At 49.5% G+C, this 19,896-nt stretch carries 12 protein-coding genes; 4 read left to right on the top strand and 8 right to left on the bottom strand.

What is annotated here, in order from left to right; all coding sequences use genetic code 11:
• Positions 1-59 precede the first annotated feature (59 nt).
• Genes AC1DF0_RS04340 through AC1DF0_RS04330 form a run of 3 tightly spaced genes read right to left on the bottom strand, consistent with a single transcriptional unit; the run spans position 60 to position 3,575 of the window.
• Positions 60-1,028 (bottom strand): metal-dependent hydrolase, encoded by a 969-nt coding sequence (locus AC1DF0_RS04340; protein WP_477573166.1) that lies wholly within the window; start codon positions 1,026-1,028, stop codon positions 60-62.
• Between the two features lie 28 nt (positions 1,029-1,056).
• On the bottom strand, positions 1,057-2,403 hold the full coding sequence (locus AC1DF0_RS04335) for a UDP-glucose dehydrogenase family protein (RefSeq protein WP_477573165.1): 1,347 nt from the start codon (positions 2,401-2,403) through the stop codon (positions 1,057-1,059).
• Positions 2,400-3,575 (bottom strand): glycosyltransferase family 4 protein, encoded by a 1,176-nt coding sequence (locus AC1DF0_RS04330; RefSeq protein WP_477573164.1) that lies wholly within the window; start codon positions 3,573-3,575, stop codon positions 2,400-2,402. Before AC1DF0_RS04330 ends, AC1DF0_RS04335 begins: the two co-directional genes overlap by 4 nt.
• A 201-nt stretch (positions 3,576-3,776) precedes the next feature.
• Here AC1DF0_RS04330 and AC1DF0_RS04325 point away from each other — a divergent pair, with 201 nt between their 5' ends.
• Positions 3,777-4,268 (top strand): pyridoxamine 5'-phosphate oxidase family protein, encoded by a 492-nt coding sequence (locus tag AC1DF0_RS04325; protein ID WP_477573163.1) that lies wholly within the window; start codon positions 3,777-3,779, stop codon positions 4,266-4,268.
• 107 nt (positions 4,269-4,375) lie between these two features.
• Here the strand turns inward: AC1DF0_RS04325 and AC1DF0_RS04320 are convergent, their stop codons facing one another.
• Complete coding sequence (locus tag AC1DF0_RS04320) at positions 4,376-7,939, bottom strand: S-layer homology domain-containing protein (RefSeq protein WP_477573162.1); 3,564 nt, start codon at positions 7,937-7,939, stop codon at positions 4,376-4,378.
• Positions 7,940-8,568: 629 nt separating this feature from the next.
• Here AC1DF0_RS04320 and AC1DF0_RS04315 point away from each other — a divergent pair.
• Positions 8,569-12,987: a helix-turn-helix transcriptional regulator gene (locus AC1DF0_RS04315; RefSeq protein ID WP_477573161.1), complete on the top strand. Its 4,419-nt coding sequence runs from the start codon at positions 8,569-8,571 to the stop codon at positions 12,985-12,987.
• 66 nt (positions 12,988-13,053) lie between these two features.
• Here the strand turns inward: AC1DF0_RS04315 and AC1DF0_RS04310 are convergent, their stop codons facing one another.
• A complete protein-coding gene (locus tag AC1DF0_RS04310; RefSeq protein WP_477573160.1) occupies positions 13,054-14,973 on the bottom strand; it encodes a putative bifunctional diguanylate cyclase/phosphodiesterase in 1,920 nt (639 codons plus the stop codon).
• Between the two features lie 755 nt (positions 14,974-15,728).
• Here AC1DF0_RS04310 and AC1DF0_RS04305 point away from each other — a divergent pair.
• Together AC1DF0_RS04305 and nspC are read left to right on the top strand one after the other, a co-directional pair.
• Positions 15,729-16,967, top strand: coding sequence for a saccharopine dehydrogenase family protein (locus tag AC1DF0_RS04305; RefSeq protein ID WP_442049790.1), 1,239 nt, complete (start codon positions 15,729-15,731; stop codon positions 16,965-16,967).
• 1 nt (position 16,968) lies between these two features.
• A complete protein-coding gene (gene nspC, locus AC1DF0_RS04300; protein ID WP_442049791.1) occupies positions 16,969-18,096 on the top strand; it encodes a carboxynorspermidine decarboxylase in 1,128 nt (375 codons plus the stop codon).
• A 75-nt stretch (positions 18,097-18,171) separates the two neighbouring features.
• Here nspC and AC1DF0_RS04295 read toward each other — a convergent pair whose 3' ends face one another.
• From AC1DF0_RS04295 to AC1DF0_RS04285, 3 genes are all read right to left on the bottom strand, one after another.
• A complete protein-coding gene (locus tag AC1DF0_RS04295; protein ID WP_442049792.1) occupies positions 18,172-18,606 on the bottom strand; it encodes an SRPBCC family protein in 435 nt (144 codons plus the stop codon).
• The gene (locus AC1DF0_RS04290; protein ID WP_442049793.1) at positions 18,603-19,109 is read right to left on the bottom strand and encodes a MerR family transcriptional regulator; all 507 of its coding nucleotides are present in this window, start codon (positions 19,107-19,109) and stop codon (positions 18,603-18,605) included. The genes AC1DF0_RS04295 and AC1DF0_RS04290 overlap by 4 nt, the downstream gene beginning before the upstream one ends.
• A 121-nt stretch (positions 19,110-19,230) precedes the next feature.
• Positions 19,231-19,692, bottom strand: coding sequence for a phage tail protein (locus AC1DF0_RS04285; RefSeq protein ID WP_442049794.1), 462 nt, complete (start codon positions 19,690-19,692; stop codon positions 19,231-19,233).
• Between the last annotated feature and the right edge of the window lie 204 nt (positions 19,693-19,896).

The following is a 19,896-nucleotide window of genomic DNA, read 5'->3' as shown; positions in this document are numbered from 1 at the left end:
AGACTCAATAAATCAGGGGCACTCCGTAGAGTGTCCCTGATTTATTGCAAATTGAACCTTTAGGAACATGGAGGTTCCCACAGCTTCTTTTTCCATCCAAAGGTATTGCCGGTCACCTGCAAATGGTCATCCAGCGTAATATCCACTCCAAAGGGAAGCTTCTCTCCATGCCGAAAACGGACGTCCCGAAGCTCTACCATGTAACCGTTCTGAACCTTTTGCCAAGAAATGTGCACGCGATGCGCAAAGGCAAGAAAGCTACGGACGCCGTCACTGCCCATAACCGCTTGAACGATATCGTTCTGCTCTCCCTTTTGGAATATCGTTTCTTCCCTTAGAAAAGTGCCACGGATCGATCCAGCAATATAGGTCTGCTCCGTTTCGTGAACGTATCCCCAATTATGGGGCAACCATTTGGGAATTAAGAAGGAATCCCCTTCGACTCCATAGCGCCTTCGAACAATATGCAGCATCAAACGATGAATCGAAATGCGGTATCCGATGAAGAGAAAGGTGATAACGTATAAAAGAGGGAATACAAACTGTGCTGAAATATCGCCAAACAGCCATAACAACAAACCTGCTAAATGAAGTCCGAATAGGACAGGGTCAAAAATGGGGATGGCATCGCCGTGAAACCATTTCCTTGAGATCGGTCGGAAACATTGCACGCCATACGCATTGAAGAAATCGAGAAAAACATGAAGCACGACACCGGCCATTGTCCAGAGGAACAGCGGTATCATATAATCCCAAGCATGAAAAAGATACGCAATTAAAGGAGTAAGTATAATCGGCCAACCCGCTAGCATCGGCAATGAGTGGCTGAATCCCCGATGATGCTGTAAATAGGATTCATACCCGCGTATACGAATGGCAATGTCGAAATCGGGAGCATTCGAGCCAATGATAGCTGCCGCGAATAATCCGTACGCAACGGATGAATGATCACCGACTGCAGGACCGGATAAAACCATTGCCAATCCGCCTAAAGTGACGCCGAGAAGAAGATGGCTTGCGGTGTCCATATCAATCACCTCTTCACCCATATTGGTTTCAATATGATCTGCTAAGTCCTATCGTTAATGGAACATCCGGTGTTATCGAAGGACGTCCGAGAGACATATAGTGCATGCCATATCGCTCACAATTTGCGGCCATGACCATAGTGTCCAACATATTTCTAGCGTCCAAGATGTAAGGCGACCTCATCATCTGCCTCAATCTGCCCCAGTCCAAGTCGCGGAACTGATCCCAATCGGTTACAATCACCACGCAATCGCTTCCGGCTGCTGCCGCATACATATCCGTGACAAGATCAACCTGCAGGTCCGGCAAGCGCTTAACAACCGGGTCATATGCTGTTATACGCCCACCTGCTTCTTGCAGCATCGAACAAATCTTAAGAACGGGCGATTCACGAGTATCATCGGTATTCGGCTTAAAGGCCAATCCGTATATCGTAAAATGCTTATCGTTCAAATTTCCGCCAAAGACGCTTTCCAGCTTTTTGCGAATGACCTGAACACGCTGCCTGTTGATTGCTTCGGTTGCTTTCAGCAATTCCATATCCAAATGCTCTCGCGCAGCTAGCGCCATTAGCGCGCGAAGATCCTTGGGGAAGCAAGAACCGCCATATCCGGCGCCGGCGCGCAGAAACTCGGAACCAATGCGGCGGTCTAGACCTATCCCTTCCGCAACAGCATCTATAGAAACGCCAAGCGCATCGCATAAATCAKACATCATGTTGGCATACGATATTTTCATGGCCAAGAAAGCATTGGAAGCACACTTCATCAACTCTGCTTCCCTTAACCCGCATCTTATCTTAGGCGATTGAATTGGCGCAAAGATCTCTTCCAGCCGGGTATGCGTTTCTGGACTGGAAGCGCCGAAAACCATTCGATCCGGAGCAAGAAAATCCCGGACAGCAGATCCTTGTCGTAAAAACTCGGGATTATGGGCAACAGCAATGTGGGAGGAAGAGGGAAGTCGTTTGCGGAGATAAGCTTCGATTTGTTCGCATGTTCCTGTAGGGACCGTACTTTTGATGATTAAAAGTCCGTCATCGGGCAACATCGGTGTTATTGCATACACAGCGGACCATAAAGCGGAAAGATCCGCTTCACCAGACTCGGATGAAGGGGTGCCGATGGTCACAAAGACAACATCGCTGCAAGATACGGCGGCCGCTGCATCAATCGAATAATCCAGCAGTCCCTCAAGTTCCGCATCGCGGATCATGTCCTCAAGCCCCGGCTCCCAGATCGGCATACCGCCGGATTTGAGCAGCCTAATTTTATCTTTATTAACATCTACGCACACCACTTGATGTCCAAGTCGAGCCAAGACTGCCCCGGTGACCAACCCGACATAACCTGTACCCATGACTGTTATTCTCAAGCCGATTCACCCTCTCCCTGTATGCGCCTGCTTCCGGCTTCCTCCGAATTCTGCTCCGCTTCCACAATCTGCTGACAGCGAGTGTATATCGACTCCATTGCTTTCTCCCAAGTGCGGGATTGAGCAAGCTCCCTCGCCTCCGCACGAAACGATTGCCATTTGTCTGGTTCGTCGAACCAGTCGGTCAATGCCGCAAGAAAGCTCTCTACATCTCCCGCTTGAGCGTGTAACCCGGTCCTGCCATGCTGGACAATTTCAGTTACGCCTCCCTTGTCGGCTACTATAGCAGGGAGACCAGAGGCCGCTGCCTCCAATACGACGTTGCCAAAGGTTTCCGTGGCAGAGGGAAATACAAATAAATCGGAGGATGCATAAGATTCGGCAAGTTCTTCCCCGCGCAGGTAGCCGGTAAAGGTGACATTCTGCGGAGCTTCCTTTCGACCTTGTTCCATCATTGGGCCCTCGCCAACAATAAGCCAATGCACTTGACCACGAATTCGGTCCGGTAGCCGATGCATTAATTGAAACAAAACATCCAAATCTTTCTCAGGAGCTAGTCGCCCAACGAATAGCAGGAGATATCGCTCCTCGATCCCGTAAAGCTCACGAACACGGTCGGAACGCTTCACCGGCGTGAATCTGTCGCAGTCAACGCCCCGCGACCATAACTGGGCTTCATTCAGTCCCTTGGATTGCAATAGATGAATCGTCTCATGCGAAGGAGCGAAGATTGCGCGGCAATTACGATGAAACCATTTCATATACGACCAATACCAGGAATTCGCGAACGGAAACCAATAAGACTCTAGATACTGGTCGAAATGGGTATGATACGAGGCAACGATGGGGATATGAAGCTTCTGAGCGGCATACATTCCGGCCAGACCTACATTAAATGGGGTGGCAATATGAACAATGTCCGGTTTGAACTCAGCAAGTTCATTGCGTATACGCAGCAAATTGGGAATAACGAATCGATGCTCCGGATAAGCCCAGAAAGGGATACTGGCCAGCCGGCACACCAGCTCCTCATAGACAGGCTCTGGCTCCGTAGGTACGAACAGCTTGCAATCGGCACTCTGCATGGACAGGTAGTCGGTCCAGCGCTTTAAAGTAAGCGCGACGCCATTGACCTGGGGGACAAACGTGTCTGAGAAAACAGCAATCCTCATCCATTCACTCCCTTTTTCAGACCTATATTTGGTTCTATCCCCAAAGTAGCACGCAATCATTATCGCTGCTTTATCGCCAAGTAATGTTTATGAAAATTTCGGATTTGCCCGTGTAATAAAAGTCATGACCTGAGCTTCTTATACATGCAATGGAGAAAGAGGTGGAATACTATTGAAAAAAATAGAAAGAGTGTGATTGGATTGACGAATGTAACGACTGATAGCCAAGAAGCGATTGAAAAGGTCCGCGAACTAATCAAAGATATTAAAATTGCGATGCTGACAACGATATCGGAAGATGGACTCGTTTCGCGCCCCATGAAGACCCAAGACGTCGAATTCGACGGCGACCTGTGGTTCCTGACTAAGAAAGACAGCGGGAAGTTCCACGAATTGCTCCAGAAACGGCAAGTCAACGTTGCTTATGCAGGCAAATCCTTTGTTTCTATTCGCGGGGAAGCCGAGTTGGTGGACAGCACCGAAAAACTGAAGCAGTTCTGGAATCCGATGTACGAAGAGCTGTTGGAAACGTCCTATGACGATCCTAATCTCGTTCTCATTAAAGTGAAGGCAGAAACAGCCGAATATTGGGATTCCGGCAACAAGTTCAAGATGGCGAAATTCCTGTTCCGCAGGCTGATGGGCAAAAATACGGAAGGTACGGACATCAACAAGATCGTGGAGTTAAATTAGTCATACACGTCTATATACAAAGAAACCGTTCCTTTCGTCAATGGTAAGCTAAGCTTCCATTCTACGGAGAAACGGTTTCTTTTGTTTATTTAGAGTTAAATCGACTCTTACTTGACGATGATCAGCCGGGTCTCGCCGCTGAGATAGTGTAGCGCCTCGAACGATTGCGAAGCGGAGCGGATGGCGTCAGCCGCCCAGTGAGAGGCCGGTACGTCGGACCAAGCCAGACCATCTTCCACGAGCGATGGACGACCGAGCACACCGTTCAGTACCTTAACCGCCTCGGCACGCGTCACGCTAGCATTAGGACGGAAGCTGCCGTCCGGATAACCGACTAACCACCCTTCCCGCTCGGCTGAAGCAATGGCCTCGGAAGCCCAGTGGGAATCCGCGTCTGCAAAGTCGGTGCCCCCGATCGGCTGCACCTTGCGCCACCTTACAAGCACGCTAGCCAGTTCCGCACGCGTCAGCTGATCGCCCGGACGGAACAGGCCGTCCGATCCCCCGCCCATCCAACCGGCAGCAGTCACATAGTCGATAGCCTCGGCCGCCCAGTGCGATTGCGGCACATCGCTGTACACAATAGCATCTTCACCGCTTTTAGTAACGGCTTCTGTCGTAGACAGCTTCATGAGAAGAGCCGCTAACTCCGCTCGCGTTATAGCACGCGAAGGAGCAAAGCTGCCGTCGGCATAGCCGTTAATGTAGCGTTCATGCGCGACAGCTACAGGCTCGGCTTGCAGCACCATCACGCGGCTTGAAGCGCTGGCGTCAATCGCGATACCTGTTGCGCGTCCTTGCGAATCGTAACGGATTGTGCCCGCTGAGATTGTTTTGGAATCGCTGCCGCTTTCCAAGTAGACGGCGAGCTTACGCAACGCTATGGCGTCTAGTCCTTCCGGCAAAGGAATAACCAATACATCCTTGGCAGCAGTACCTGCTGCGTTAGTTGTAAAAGATAAAGGTACACCCACTTGCTTAAGCTGCCACTCCATTGAGCGAATTACGGTTGCATCGGCAAGCAGCTGTTTGGCATCGGTTGGCTGGCGCAGCGCCTTTTGCTGCACGACTAGCTCACCGCCCCCGTTAGCCGAAAATCCGGCTGGCATTTCATAAATAGCGTCGCCAGTATCCAAAGTAAGCCTAATACCTCGCTCCTTGAGCTGGGACTGCGCCTTTACTGACAACGTAAGAGTAACCGCATCGATCTGTGGAGCAGAATCATTTGGTTTAATGCGCAGCTCGTTCTCACCGTTTGCCTGTGCAAGAGCGGCGATTGCCGCTGCATCGTCCAGCTTCAAATCATACCTAATCCAACCATCGGGGCTGCTTGTAACCGTTTCATTCAGTCCCGTCGTCAGCTTGCCGTTCAATTCCGCAATAAACACATTATTAATCACGCTTCCAGGTGCTGTATTCGCACTCCGAATATTATCAATTCGTATCTTCTCTACAGCTTCGTTGCCGGCAATATCGCGAACGTAAACCGTGTATATTCCGTTTTTCGTCACATCGAACTGCATCTCTTCCGTAATATCATCGCTTAACCCTTCACGGAAAAAGCCGGTCGGCCGATCTCCCGCTGCCCACAAAATAACGTCAATCGCATTGCCCGCGCCCAAGGCGGCGGCTTCCACTGCTACGGAAACTTTATCGCCAACAGGCGCGGTCGTCTCGGGACGCAGCAGCACCGTAGGAACGTCGTTCATTATGTTCGTTACGCTAATCTGACGAAGCGTTTCATTGCGTGCATTGTCGAAAGCAATAACCGTGTATGTTCCATTCGATTCCACGGTAAACTCGCCGTCCTCGACCTCGCTGGAAGGCCACGGACTATCAAAATCTGGTTCCGTTGCAGACCATCGCACATAACGGAGGCCGCTGTCAGAATCCTCGGCAGTCACTTTGATCGTCACGTAATCGTTAGTCGSAGCGGTAACGTCCGCCGTCAGCGTCAGCGAAGGCGCTGTAAGGTCGATATTGGTTATATTTATAATAGATATCTTCTCATTGCCAACCGTATCTCGTGCATAAACCGTATATTGTCCATTCTCGCTCGCTTCGAATGCTCGATCGGCAAGAACGTCCTGACCGCCGCCGTCAGTAAAATACGCGATCTCCTGGTCGCCCTCGGCCCAGAGGAGCGCAACAAGCGCGTTGCCTTCATCCTCCCCATCTGCCTGTGCTTCAATTTCTACCAATACCGTATCATTCGTCGGCCTCTCCGGGTAAGCCGTCAGCGTTAGTTCAGGCTCCGTCTTGAATAGATTCGACACGGTAATGGTCGTTAGCGCATAATTGCCAGCCGTATCTTCCACATACACCGAATAAGTGCCTCTAGCGGTTGCAAAAAATTGACCGGTAAACGAGGTTCCGTTCCCCGATTGAAAATACGATGCATCCCGCAAGCAGGCAGCCCATAGCTGCTTGTTTATGGCAACATCATCGGCAGCCGTCGCCGTCACTGCAATATCGGCGTTCGTCGGTGCGGTCGCACTCGCCGTAAGCGATACGGTCGGATTTGTACGGTCAATGTTTGAGACGGTTATAAAAAGGATAGCCGGGTTGCCAAGCTTATCCTGCCCATATACCGTATAGGATCCGTTAGCTGTCGCTGTAAAGCTTTCCGTAAACGCCGTACCTTCTGTTAGGACATAATAACCCGTTTGCGTGCCAGGTGCCCACTTCATCAGACCGAAACCGCTTCCCGCATCGCTTGCTGTAACCTGCACTATCACATCCTCGTTTGTCGCATCCGCGGGAGACAGCGAATGGGAAAGGGATGGCGCCGTTTGGTCAACTATGAAGGATGAACCGTCCGTCGTTCCGTACTGAACCTGTCCCGGGACCCCCTCCTCCGAATAAAACGCAGCGGATACTGACAAATTTCCATCAGGAACTTGTGATGTGGTTATAGTAAGGACGGCGTTCCAACTCGTGCCGCTTCCCGCTACCAACATATCATTGCCGGCCATCTCCAGAACAGGTCTCGCAATCGGAATATCCGTATGCAGCGTAAGAATCACTGTATTGCCGTTCTTCACATAACCGTCTTGGCCGTTAGCGGATGTGAGCCCCAACAAAGTAACGGACGGAATCGTACGCGCAAGCGTGTATGTCGTATACGTTTCGTTTTTAATTTGATTCCAGCCGTCGGTAAAAGAAACAATCGTTGCCCACAGCGCGTTGGACGGAATGTCCAACGCATTCGTAGCGGTTAGAACTTCGGTTCCGTTAACCGAATAATGATAGACCGTATCGCCAATAGGTACCGATGCGACTTGAAAGGATGAAATCGTTACCCAAGCCGCCGTTGGCGGAATACTCATCGGGTCGGTTGTCTCATCGATTTCGCCAAAATCGCTATAAGTAAACACTTCGTCCCAGCTATTGCCCCAACCCATATCATTAATATTGGAAGGCGTAATCCAATCGGCATCGGACGGAGGAGCAGCGCTTTGCTGTACGACACCGCCCGAGCTGAACGTGTACTCAGTGACGTAGCCGTCATAAACATCGTTGGTCTCATTCTGGAAGCCGGTCATGACTTCTCCTGTAACAGCAGCTGCGGCACTAACCGGATTTACCATAGCGGCTGTCGCAAGCGAACCGATTAGCGGCAACAGCAGCGTAACGGCTGCCAGAGTGGATGATAGGCTTCTTTTTGGCATACGATTATTCCTTTCGTTTGTAAAATCATTGCACTTGCAATAGCTTCTAATTCAACAAGATTAATGCACCGCTCTGTAGAAAACTATTACCCATTTGGGGTATTTTTTCGTTTAATCCGCATTTTTCGCGCAAATATACCTCAAAGGAGGTATAGAGCTGCGTGCTTTTCTTCTTTAATATAGGAAAACAAAGACACTGCGAAGGAAGGAAATGACGACCGGATGGAAAATGCATTAATTGCTTTGGTCTCCATGATTATTTTCACCATTGTTGTTTACGTAGGGTCATGGCTGCAAGGAACAACCTTCACACGAAAGTTTTCAAAATGGTATTTTATTATCATGCTATTCGCGACCATCATCGTCACGATTGTCACCTTCGTCTTAAGCATCGGTGAGTAAGCTCTTATTGAAAATAATAGAACGCCAACGCCAGGGATTTGTCCTTGACGCTGGCGTTCTATTATTTTCTCCTTCATTAGACCCGATTCTCTCGCCTTAAATCGACAATTTACATAGTTAACCACTGACGATAAACTAGTTTATGAGGAATATTCAGTCATACCCCACAAACACAAACCCTCATTTTTCGAATATAGGCCTAGATTGCTCGAAGGATGGTTTTATAGATGTCGAATGCCCCTATTTCTCATAACAGATCAAACCCACCCATTCATCCGCCTTTTATTACGCTAAGTGAACGGTTAATCACACGTCCTAAGATGCCGCCGGACCAGTTTCTGCCGCTTGCGCGTGCAATAGCTGCCGCGATTGCCGCAAGCAGCGAGCAAGGCTATCCGCTGCCCAATTTGCGGCCAAATACGATTGCAATTGCCGCTAGCGGCGAAGTCCGGCTTCTGCAGCCTGAACGCAGCGGTCCGCTGAGCGAAGCCGACTGGCCTTACTGCTCCCCTGAGCGAACCGGCCGCATGAGGCGGCAGGAGGATGAGCGCAGCACCCTGTATTCGTTAGGCGTTATTTTCTATGAAATGCTTGCCGGTGAGCCGCCTTTTACTGCGGATGATCCGCTGGAGTGGATGTATATGCATCTGGCTCAAAGCCCTCTTTCCCTGCGCGGTCGTATTCCAGAGCTGCCGGTGGCGCTGGATCAGCTGGTGCTGAAGCTGCTGGATAAGAATCCTGACAACCGGTTTGTTTCAGCGGAAAGCCTGCTAGTGGCGCTTGAAGGTTGTGAACAGGCGAATCCCGCTCAGCACGGAGCACCCGGATTTTACGGCCGGGAATCCGAAGCCGTTCAGCTCGAGCAAGCGTTCCGTTCCGTTTGCCTCGGTTCGTCCGAGGCGGTGTATGTATGCGGAGAGGCTGGCATTGGAAAAACACGGCTCATTGAGGAAACGTTCCGTGACGGCAAGCTGGCCGATTCCTACTATTTCATTTCGGGCAAATTCGAGCAGCTTGCGGCTGGCGTTCCTTATGAGCCAATCGTCAAAGCGTTCCGCGGTCTTATACGCCGACTGCTTGGCGAATCGGAAGCCTTCGTTGAGGCTTTGCGCGTTAAGCTGACGCTTACGATCGGCAGTGTTGCCGGCGTCATTACCGCCCTTATCCCCGAAGCTCGCCTGTTGCTTGGAACCGTCGCAGGAAGCGAAGAGGAACTGCCGACGGCGGAGGCACGCAAACGGTTTCTCTATGCGTTCCGCCGCTTTGCGCAGGCGCTTGCAGCCAAAGAGCATCCCCTTGTGCTGTTTATTGACGATCTGCAATGGGCGGACGCCTCCTCTCTGCAGCTGCTCGATGCGTTAATTCGCGACCCGGAATGCCAATACTTGCTGCTCGTCGGTTCCTATCGCCCCGATCTTGACCCCTCGATTAAGCTCCCAGGCTTGAGCGATCAGGGAAGCGCATCGGAGCAAACCGCCGTAAAGCAAATCCGTCTTTCCCCGCTGCCTATGGCAACATTGAACCGGCTGGCGGCAGATACCCTCGGCGCGAATGAGCAACAGACGCAGCCCCTTAGCACAGCGATTGTCACGCATACCGGCGGTAATCCGTTTCACTTCAAGCAACTGCTGCTCCGGTTGCGCGATGAACGGCGGTTACAGTTTCAGCTGGATAAAAATATGTGGCAATGGCAGCTCGACTCCATCCCTGTTGATGAAGCGGAATTCGAGATCGGCGGTCTTCTGGAGTATCGCCTTAGACTGCTTCCGCAAACTGCCTTATCACTGGCGGAGGCGGCATCCTGCATTGGCTTCATATTTACTGACGAGCTTGCCGCTCGAGTATGCGGACTCTCCGCAGAAGACCGCTTGACAGCTTGGCATGCGGTGGAAGTCGAAGGACTGGTTGTAGCACAGTCCGATGGAAGCGCCCGCTTTGCCCATGACAGCATCCAAAAGTTGATTTACGGCCGTATTGATGAATCGAAGCGTCAGGAGCTCCATTTAGCGATTGGACGAGCTCTCTCCGCTAGCAGCGCAGACGAAGGCGACGGAAATGACCTTCTGTTCGAACAGGTGCTGCATATGAATCGCGGCGCGGAACTGCTGCGCGGCGACGAAGAGAGGCTGTCGCTCGCGGTACTGAATTTAAAGGCTGGTAATCACGCATTGGCTTCTTCGGCCTATGACGCCGCGCTCGGATATTTCTTTCACGGAAGCTCGTTACTGAAGGAGCAGCATTGGAACAACCGCTTTGAATTATGCTTTGAGCTGCACGCCCGTTTGGCAGAATGCGCTTATTTGTGCGGCCAGTCGGAAGATTCGCTGCAACGGATTGAACGTTTGCTTACTCGGGCTCGCAACCCGATTGAACGCAGCCGCGTTCGAATGATTCGCATTATGCAATTGATTAATCAAGGTAAATATGCCGAAGGAACGGCGCTTGGGCTGCATAGCTTAGCTGAATTGGGTATTCGCCTGTCTTCTGACCCGGGACCGCTGCGGCTTCTAACCGAGAAGTGGAAAACAAACTGGCTGCTGTTGCGCTCACGGAAACGGTCGCATCTACTGCCTGAGATGACCGATCCGCAGCTATCCGCTGCATTAGGACAAATCGCGGCTATTGTGCCATCCAGCTTTTTTACGGACAAAAGCATTTTCTTTATGTTGACGAGCCGAGCGCTAAGGTTGTCGCTGCGCGGAGGCCAATCGCCGCTCACAGCGGTCGTCTTCTCTGCTTACGGGATGCTTGCGGAAACCGCCTGGCGCAATCATGAACAAGCCAGGAGACTCGGGGGGCTGGGCATCCAACTCGCCGAAAGCAGCGGCATGGCTTCGGTCAGCAGCATGGCGTTCACCATGTACAGCGCGGTCAGCAGCATTTTTGCCGGAGACGCCCGCGAAACCGACTACTACTTGCCGCAGGCGATGCGTCACGGCATGAACGCCGGTAATTATATTTTTGCCAGCTACGCAATGGGCGGCCACGTCAATTCCCTGTATACGCGCAGCTCGCTTAGCGAAATGGCGCGCGTCATCGCCGAGTACTTGACCGTGCTGGAGACAACAAAAGACGAGTTCGTGCAGCAAAACTTCTTTTTATATGAGCAATGGATCGCCGCGCTGCAGGGAAGAACGGAATCGCCGGTTTCCTTCAACGATGGCCAGTTTTCGGAAGAGGCGTTTCTCGCCCGCATCGGACAAGAAGAAACAGCTGCAACGACGCTTTACCAGTACAGCACTTACAAAGCGCAATTGTTCTACCTAGAAGGGCGCTACGAGGAAGCCGAGGCATGGAGCGCCAAAGCGAGGCCACACGAGCCGTATGCGACCCATCTTCCCCATATGGTGGAATGCTGCTTCTACGAAGCGCTTTCCATGATTGGCTCCTGCACAGCTGACGGACGAGCGCCGCAGCGCGTCAAAGCTGCCCGCATCCAAAAGCTGCTGCGACGATTCCGCCGATTCGCGGACGGCAGCGAGACCAACTTCCGGGCGCGTTGCACACTGCTGCATGCCACCTATGCCGAAGCGCGAGGACGAATTAAAGACGCTGAACGGCTATACGACACGGCACTTCGGGAAGCCTACGAATACGGCGATCTGCGCGTTAAGGCGCTCGGCGGCGAGCTGGCCGGAAGGTTTTACGAGCGTAGCGGACGGGACGCGTCCGCTCGCCATTACGATCGGATAGCGCTTGAAGGTTATTCGGAATGGGAGCTGCCTAGGAAGATTGCACAGCTCACCAATAAACGGAGCGGGAATCGGGAAGAGCAGAAGCTGCAAGCCGGCCATGACAGTCTGCGAGACGCACAATTAACGCCCGTCGAAGCGGCGGCTGCCAATAAGCCGGAACGTCCCGCCTCCGATCTTGAAGCCGAACTAGCCGCCATCCTTCGAGCAACTCGCGTCATTACCGGACGCGATAGCGCCGATGCTATGCTTGCCGAGCTGCTAACGGTCATTATGACCTATGCCGGCGCCGGCACAGGTGCTTTGCTGTCAACGAACGACGGCGATTTGCGTATCCAAGTCTACGCTGAGCCGAATGAAGCTGCTGTCGCTGCCGAACGCGAGCTGCAAGGCAGCCCGCTGCTGCCTGAGGGCATTGTCCGCTACGTCTACCGGACGCAAGAGACCGTTACGTATAACGGCGAGCCAGACAGTTGGGTCACTCGCAACCCATACATGGCGCTGCATCGCCCGCAGTCCATGCTTTGCTTGCCCGTCAAGATTCACGGTACGCTGCTCGGCGTGCTCTTCCTTGAGAATCGCCTCGCGACCGGCGTACTCGATGCGGCACAAACCGGCGTGCTGCTCGCAATGGCCTCGCAAGCGCTGATGATGTGCGTGTTGCGTCAATCATCGGAAGAGGAAGCTTCCGCCGTGAATAGCGATGTAGAAGTAACGTCGGAGCAAGCTGAAGCGATAGAGGAGCCATTGACCGAGCGCGAGCTAGAGGTGCTGGCGCTGCTTGCTGCAGGGCTCTCCAACAAAGAAATAGCCGAGCGGCTCGTCATTGCGGCCGGCACGGTCAAAGTGCATGTGAAGCATATATTCGCCAAACTCAAGGTAAACCGCCGAACGAAAGCAATTATGCAAGCAAAAGAGCTGAAGCTGCTTGACAAGCATCTGAACAAGCACTAACCCGTAATCCCACGCAAAACAAATCAACCCCTCGCAGCGCAGGGCCTACGGGGGGTTGATTGTCGTTTATAAGTGTGAAGCCTTACCCTTCAAAAAAACAATCAGATTCTCAGTCATCATAGGCTTAGCGAAATAATAACCTTGCAAGTAGTCGCAACCAATCGCACGAGCAAGCTTAATATGATCCTCCGTCTCAACGCCTTCAATCACAATATGTTTATTGATTTGTTGGAAAGAGCGAGATAAAGCTTGAATGATGACGAAAGTAGACTGGCTTTCCGAAGCCCGATACAACAAGGATTTATCGATCTTGATCCCCTTGAAAGGTAAATGAATAATGTTGGACAAGTTAGAATAACCCGTTCCATAATCATCAAGGCTAAAATGTATACCGTGACGATTGAAGCTATTCATAATGTTGCTAATCTTGTCAAAGTTATCGATTACTACACTTTCTGTAATTTCCAGATGAATACGCGACGGATCTACTTGTTCTCTCCGAATCACCTGTTCTACTTCCGAAACGATATTGTCATTCACCATTTGTATGGGCGAGAAATTAATATTAATATGCTGAAACGGAGTACCACTGCTCTCTAGCTTTCTGATCGTTCTACATACTTGCTCCAGCAAAACCTCACCTAATTGGTTAATAAGTCCTTTCTCTTCTGCGATTGCAATGAATTCCAGTGGAGAAATCGGTCCAAGTTCCGGGCAAGTGAGTCTTGCCAATGCTTCGAACACAGGATAACTATCGGTTTCAACGTGATAAATAGGCTGATACACAATCTCCAGTTCTCGCCCTTCGATCGTTTGTTTTAAATACTCATATACTTTATTTTTGCGATGCATGCGGTCCAATGCGTCGCTATTAATCGTAACCGTACTATTCTTGTGAAGAGATTTTTCCTCGCGAATACTGTATTCCAACACATGAACCGTATCCTCGAGCGTATCCGTCACTTCCGGAATATTGAGCTCGGCAATCGTAGCACGAATAGAAAGATTCATTCCTTCTATGACCCACTGCTGAGACAACCGGTTACTAATCGTCCGAATAAGCTGCCGCTGGTCGGTAACCATTGTTAATAGCGCAAACTCATCACCCGAGAGGCGGAACACTTGCGCATTGGGCTGCACATTCATTAAATAAAGAGCCACTTCCTGCAGAAGGCGATCCCCGATCTGCTCGCCATAGTGATTATTGATGCTTCTAAATTCGTCTATGCTTACAACAATAATCTTAAACGGACTCTTATCCTCTAAACGCATGCTTACTACTTTGACGAATGCACGCCGATTCATCGTCCCTGTTAAATCATCTTCCAGAATTTTTTTGTTTTGAATGTACAAATAAGAAATCACCAACGATGCAGTTGCTGCAGTACTCGAAATGAGCAAATAAGGATAAATAAATTCAATCGTTACGAAGACGAGGCACAGCACAGGAAATGACAAAATAACAAGATTCAAACTTCGTGAAAGTCTATGACGCGTAAAGAATAATAAGACAAGAAGCAGCACAATATAGAAAGCAGGCGCAGCGTACATCAAGTTATACAACGGCCCTCTTACAATGGTATGGTCAACCGAAATGGTATAAATAATTCCCGAAAATGGCGAACTCATAATCATCAGCGCAAAAATAAGATAAACCCAAGCGGTGAATCGTATCCACCTGAAAAACACTTCTTTAGTCTTCCAAATAATCGAAATCGTGTAATAAAAGAAGAGCGGCGCAATAACCGTCATTGAAACTCTGCTCATCACATTGAAAAACTCGACTAGGAATAGCGGGAAGTGGGTCATCTCCATATTTAATGCTACCGAAATTAATATGCTAATCATAGAAACAATCGTAGTCATCAAGGTAATTCGAAACATCTGATTCTGAATGGTTCGTATACCGCCGTATTCTCTAGAATAAATAAGTATAATCAATGCGATTACAATTGCGCTATATATAGGTCCTGCGTTCCATTCCATGATATTCCCTCTTTAATTTTTATTGAAGTGGCCATAAAAAATGCACCCCTAGAACTATTATCGGAATAACCCGCGGTTTTTCCAATGTCTATTCTAAGAGATCAATCTGCTCCTTACGCAAAAAAATGTTCTTGTCCTTCCCTTCCCGCACGAACCGAATTAGATCGGCTTCATACATTAACTTCAGCACTAGATTTCGACGCCGCAAAAAAAATATGCGATTCCTAAAAATTTATATTGCTCCAGAAACACTATCCTGCTATTATGAAGGAGCATGATTTTTGGAAAGCTAATATTCAATGTATCTAGGATCTTTCCAAGCAGATAATCTTTGACCACTTCCACCAAGAAGTTAAGGCCATACGGACAGCCGGGTCAAATGCCGATTGGCAACTTTCGTTGCTTTATTGATTGAGTTAAAAGCTCAAATTTTATAAGTTGGTTACTTTACAACCAAGTGCATATGCACATCAACTTGTGAAACGGTCAATAAGAGTGGTAAAAGTAATTATTTGCTATATAGACTCTGATCCTACATGATATATTTGAATATGAAGGGCCTTTCCATGAAACGATACGTTTTATGGCTGACTGACGAGCGCGCAAGAGCTTTGTCCGGTCATGCTTATTGGAAATGACTTTTACTATTTGACGATATCAAAGCAAGTGTGATGCGCATGGGTGCGTGTTTCGCTTGCTTTTTTTTGTTGGTTTATTTTGAATTAAAAAATTCACTTGGGTCAGGAGATCGAGAAATGGGAAAAGCACTAGTCATTGGCGCCGGCGGCGTAGCAGCAGTAGCAATTCATAAATGCGTTCAAAACAGCGAAGTATTCGAAGAAATTTGTATTGCCAGCCGTACGAAGTCCAAATGCGATGAACTGAAGGCGAAATTGGACGGCGGCAAAACCAAAATTACGACAGCACAGGTCGATGCAAACAACGTAGACGAGTTGATCGCTCTGATTAACGAAGTCAAACCGGATATCGTCATGAACTTAGCTCTGCCTTACCAAGATTTGACGATCATGGATGCTTGCCTGGCTACTAAGACTCACTATATGGATACAGCTAACTATGAGCCGGAAGATACGGCGAAGTTCGAATATAAATGGCAATGGGATTACCGCGAGCGCTTTGAACAAGCTGGAATCACAGCTCTGCTCGGCAGCGGCTTCGACCCAGGCGTAACTGGCGTATTCTCCGCTTATGCGCTGAAGCACTATTTTGACGAAATCGAATATATCGATATTCTAGATTGCAACGGCGGCGACCACGGCTATCCGTTCGCGACGAACTTCAACCCGGAGATCAACATCCGTGAAGTATCCGCTAACGGACGTTATTGGGAAAACGGAGAATGGATCGAAACGAAACCGATGGAAATCAAACGCAGCTATAACTTTGCTGAAGTCGGCGAGAAAGATATGTATTTGCTTTACCATGAAGAGCTTGAATCTCTTGCGCAAAACATGCCTGGACTGAAACGTATCCGTTTCTTCATGACATTCGGCCAAAGCTATCTCATGCACTTGAAGGCGCTTGAGAACGTAGGAATGACTTCCATCGAGCCGATCGAATACGAAGGAAAACAAATCATTCCGCTTCAATTCCTTAAGGCTATCCTGCCGGACCCAGCTTCCCTGGGACCACGTACGGTTGGCAAAACGAACATCGGCTGCATCTTCAAAGGCAAAAAAGACGGCCAAGACAAAACTTATTATGTCTACAATATTTGCGATCACCAAGAGTGCTATAGAGAAGTGGGCTCCCAAGCTATCTCCTATACAACTGGCGTACCTGCCATGATCGGCGCGGCGATGGTCTTGACTGGCAAATGGAATAAACCAGGCGTATACAATGTTGAAGAGTTCAATCCGGATCCATTCATGGAAGAGCTGAACAAATGGGGACTTCCATGGGTAGAAGACTTTAACCCGGTGCTAGTTGACGCATTGCCTGAAGATACAAAAAAACCGGAGCTCGTTCGTTAATATGCGGTTCGAGGAATTACCKACACCCTGTTTCGTAGTCGATGAAGCGCTCATCGAGAAGAATCTAACCATTTTGAACGGCGTCATGCAGCGTACGGGAGCTAAGATCATACTGGCGCAAAAAGCTTTTTCAATGACCGCGATGTATCCCCTAATCGGACGATATTTATGCGGCACGACCGCGAGCGGATTATACGAAGCGCGGCTTGGTCACGAGGAAATGGGCAAAGAAAATCACGTCTTTGCCCCTGCCTATCGTGAAGACGAGATCGACGAAATTATAGCCATTTGCGACCATATTATTTTCAACTCCTTCTCGCAGCTGGAGAAGTATAAAGCCAAAGCTCTTGCAGCCGGCAGAAAAGTGGGCCTTCGCATCAATCCGGAGTGCTCGACTCAAGAAGGACATGAAATGTATGACCCTTGCTCGCCAGGATCCAGATTCGGCGTGAATCTTGAGAATTTCCGGCCAGAACTGCTGGAAGGCGTATCGGGACTGCACTTCCATACCCTCTGCCAACAAAACTCGGATGCTTTGGAGACTACGCTGAATGCGGTCGAAGAAAAATTCGGGCAATGGTTGCCGCAGATGGAATGGATCAACTTTGGCGGCGGTCACCATATTACAAGAGAAGACTACGATATCCCGCGACTCGAGGCTTGCATTCGGCGAATGCAAGATAAGTACGGCTTAAAGGTCTACCTTGAACCCGGAGAAGCCATCGCGCTTAACGCGGGTTATATGGTCACCTCCGTTCTGGATATCCATAAGAACGGCATTGAGATCGCTATCGTGGACACATCGGCGACATGTCACATGCCGGATGTTCTGGAAATGCCGTACCGTCCGCCGCTCTTCGGTTCGGGCGAAGCAGGCGAGAAGCCTTACACTTATCGACTTGGCGGTCCAACCTGCCTGACGGGCGATGTCATTGGAGACTATTCCTTCGATCAGCCTCTAAAGAACGGCGACAGACTCGTGTTTGGAGATATGGCGATTTACTCCATGGTCAAGACCAACACCTTCAACGGCATGCCGCTGCCAGCCATCGCCGTGCAGGACAAAGACGGCAATTGCCGCGTCGTTCGCGAGTTTGGCTATGATGACTTTAAGACAAGACTAGCTTAATGAATAACGAAAGCCTTAACCCTGCTGCATAAGAAGGGTTAAGGCTTTTTGCGTTCCACTCACGTATGTTTATAATCAGGCCACTGCTTTACCCAGTGCGTCCAACATGATATTTGTACCGTGCTCCCGCACTTCCGCCGTATCGTGTCCGTCAAAGAACGCCCCTTGCTCCGTGAAAATCAGCTTCGTACCGCTCTCCACCTTAATAAGCTCGACCGTTGTAATCGAGACGGAGATACGCGTGTCCCCCGAATCCAAGCTGTATGTGTAAACAATGCGCTGCTCGGGAACAATCTCCTGGTAGTAGGCGTCGAAGGTAAAGATCGGCCCTTCGGGCGGCCCTCCGCTGCTGTACTCGCGCCCGCCAACCCGGAAATCGAAGATATCCGGCTTCGAGAACCACTTGGCTTTGGCAATCGGATCGGCCCAGGCCTGATAAACCTTCTCCGGCGAAGCGGCATAAGTTCGCTCGACGACGAAAGTGCCATGCTTGACGAATCGTTCGTTCATTGATTTTCCTCCTCATGTTTCGGAATTCCGCTTTCCTGAACTAGAAAATCTCCCAATAGATCCAAATGCCGTGTCCAACTCGTTTGCCGTTCTATGATCGGTTTGTCAAATCCCGTCTTCATCGCTTGCAGAAGGCCGGTGAAATCTTCAACCGTTAATTCCGCCTTGCCCTGCATCAGCTTGGATACATGTCTGAGCTGCTCCAAAAGTTTTTGCTGCTGTTTGATTTGTTCGTTGATTTGGTTGATCTGCAGGCCCACGATCTCAAGCGGACTGTACTGCCCGCCAACCAAAACCGACTTAATCTCCTCGAGCGACAGGCCCAGCTCCTTCAATGATAAGATCTGGTGCAGGCGCGACAAGTCCCGTTCATTGTACAGTCTGTGGCCGGATTCCGTTTGCCCGGACGGAGAGAACAGCCCGATTTGATCATAAAACCGCAAGGTTCGTACGGTAAGACCCGTCAACTTGGCGAGATCTCCGACCTTCCAATTTCTCTTCATGAACCATCTCCACTCTTTGGCGCTAGCTAAGTCCCGGTAGTTCCATTGTAAAACATGACGTAACGTAAGGTGCAAGCACAAAAAACGGTTGGCAGTGAAAGCATTGAAAGAAGGCGGCTATCTAATACTCCCCTTTAATTACAAAAAACGAGCCCCGAATCGTTCCGGCTAATTTAGACTTCTGCCTTGCAAACTTAAACTTCCCTTCCAACTCCTGCGGTACCTCCATGCCTTCAGAAAGCTTAAAACCAATCGCCCGCTTCTTAGGGTCATCCACCGTATACATGACATTGACCGAAAGCCCGTCCTCATAAAAGACGTAGGTAAATTGGATATTTTCCACTTGAAAACGCGACGTTTCTAAAGGCTTGGCCGCAAACGTAATATTACGTTCCTTCAAAACTCGGTTCACATAGTCAAGGCTATCCTGACTTTCGCTAGCCGGTACTACCGTAAATTCATGCTTGTATTTGGTCATAAAGTAACGGGCTTCATTGGCACGTAAACCAGCAAGCGCTTCTACAACAGGCGAAGACTCTAAACCAACCGTAGACACATTTTTAAAATCAACGATATAGGACATTTCCATCCTCCAGCTTCAAATTAATCCACTTATCTACAAATAATATAACAAATACGATTCAAATAGAAAATTTTTACTGGTGAAATACAAGTAAGAATAATCCGAATACCCTTCTTGCATATGAGAATATTCTAAAAAAAACCGTTTCTTTGCAAATAGGCATACAATCGCCCATTTACGAAAGAAACGGTTTTTCAACCTTTA

The sequence above is a fragment of the Paenibacillus sp. 05T425 genome, from assembly GCF_056396205.1.
Note: the sequence above shows the minus strand (reverse complement) of the source record. Positions and strands in the feature narration are given on the sequence as shown.

Excerpts from the sequence above, each read along its gene's own strand:
- AC1DF0_RS04340 (WP_477573166.1), bottom strand. The coding sequence starts at position 1,028 with ATGGACACCGCAAGCCATCTTCTTCTCGGCGTCACTTTAGGCGGATTG.
- AC1DF0_RS04330 (WP_477573164.1), bottom strand. The coding sequence starts at position 3,575 with ATGAGGATTGCTGTTTTCTCAGACACGTTTGTCCCCCAGGTCAATGGC.
- AC1DF0_RS04315 (WP_477573161.1), top strand. The coding sequence starts at position 8,569 with ATGTCGAATGCCCCTATTTCTCATAACAGATCAAACCCACCCATTCAT.
- AC1DF0_RS04310 (WP_477573160.1), bottom strand. The coding sequence starts at position 14,973 with ATGGAATGGAACGCAGGACCTATATATAGCGCAATTGTAATCGCATTG.
- AC1DF0_RS04305 (WP_442049790.1), top strand. The coding sequence starts at position 15,729 with ATGGGAAAAGCACTAGTCATTGGCGCCGGCGGCGTAGCAGCAGTAGCA.
- AC1DF0_RS04295 (WP_442049792.1), bottom strand. The coding sequence starts at position 18,606 with ATGAACGAACGATTCGTCAAGCATGGCACTTTCGTCGTCGAGCGAACT.
- AC1DF0_RS04290 (WP_442049793.1), bottom strand. The coding sequence starts at position 19,109 with ATGAAGAGAAATTGGAAGGTCGGAGATCTCGCCAAGTTGACGGGTCTT.
- AC1DF0_RS04285 (WP_442049794.1), bottom strand. The coding sequence starts at position 19,692 with ATGTCCTATATCGTTGATTTTAAAAATGTGTCTACGGTTGGTTTAGAG.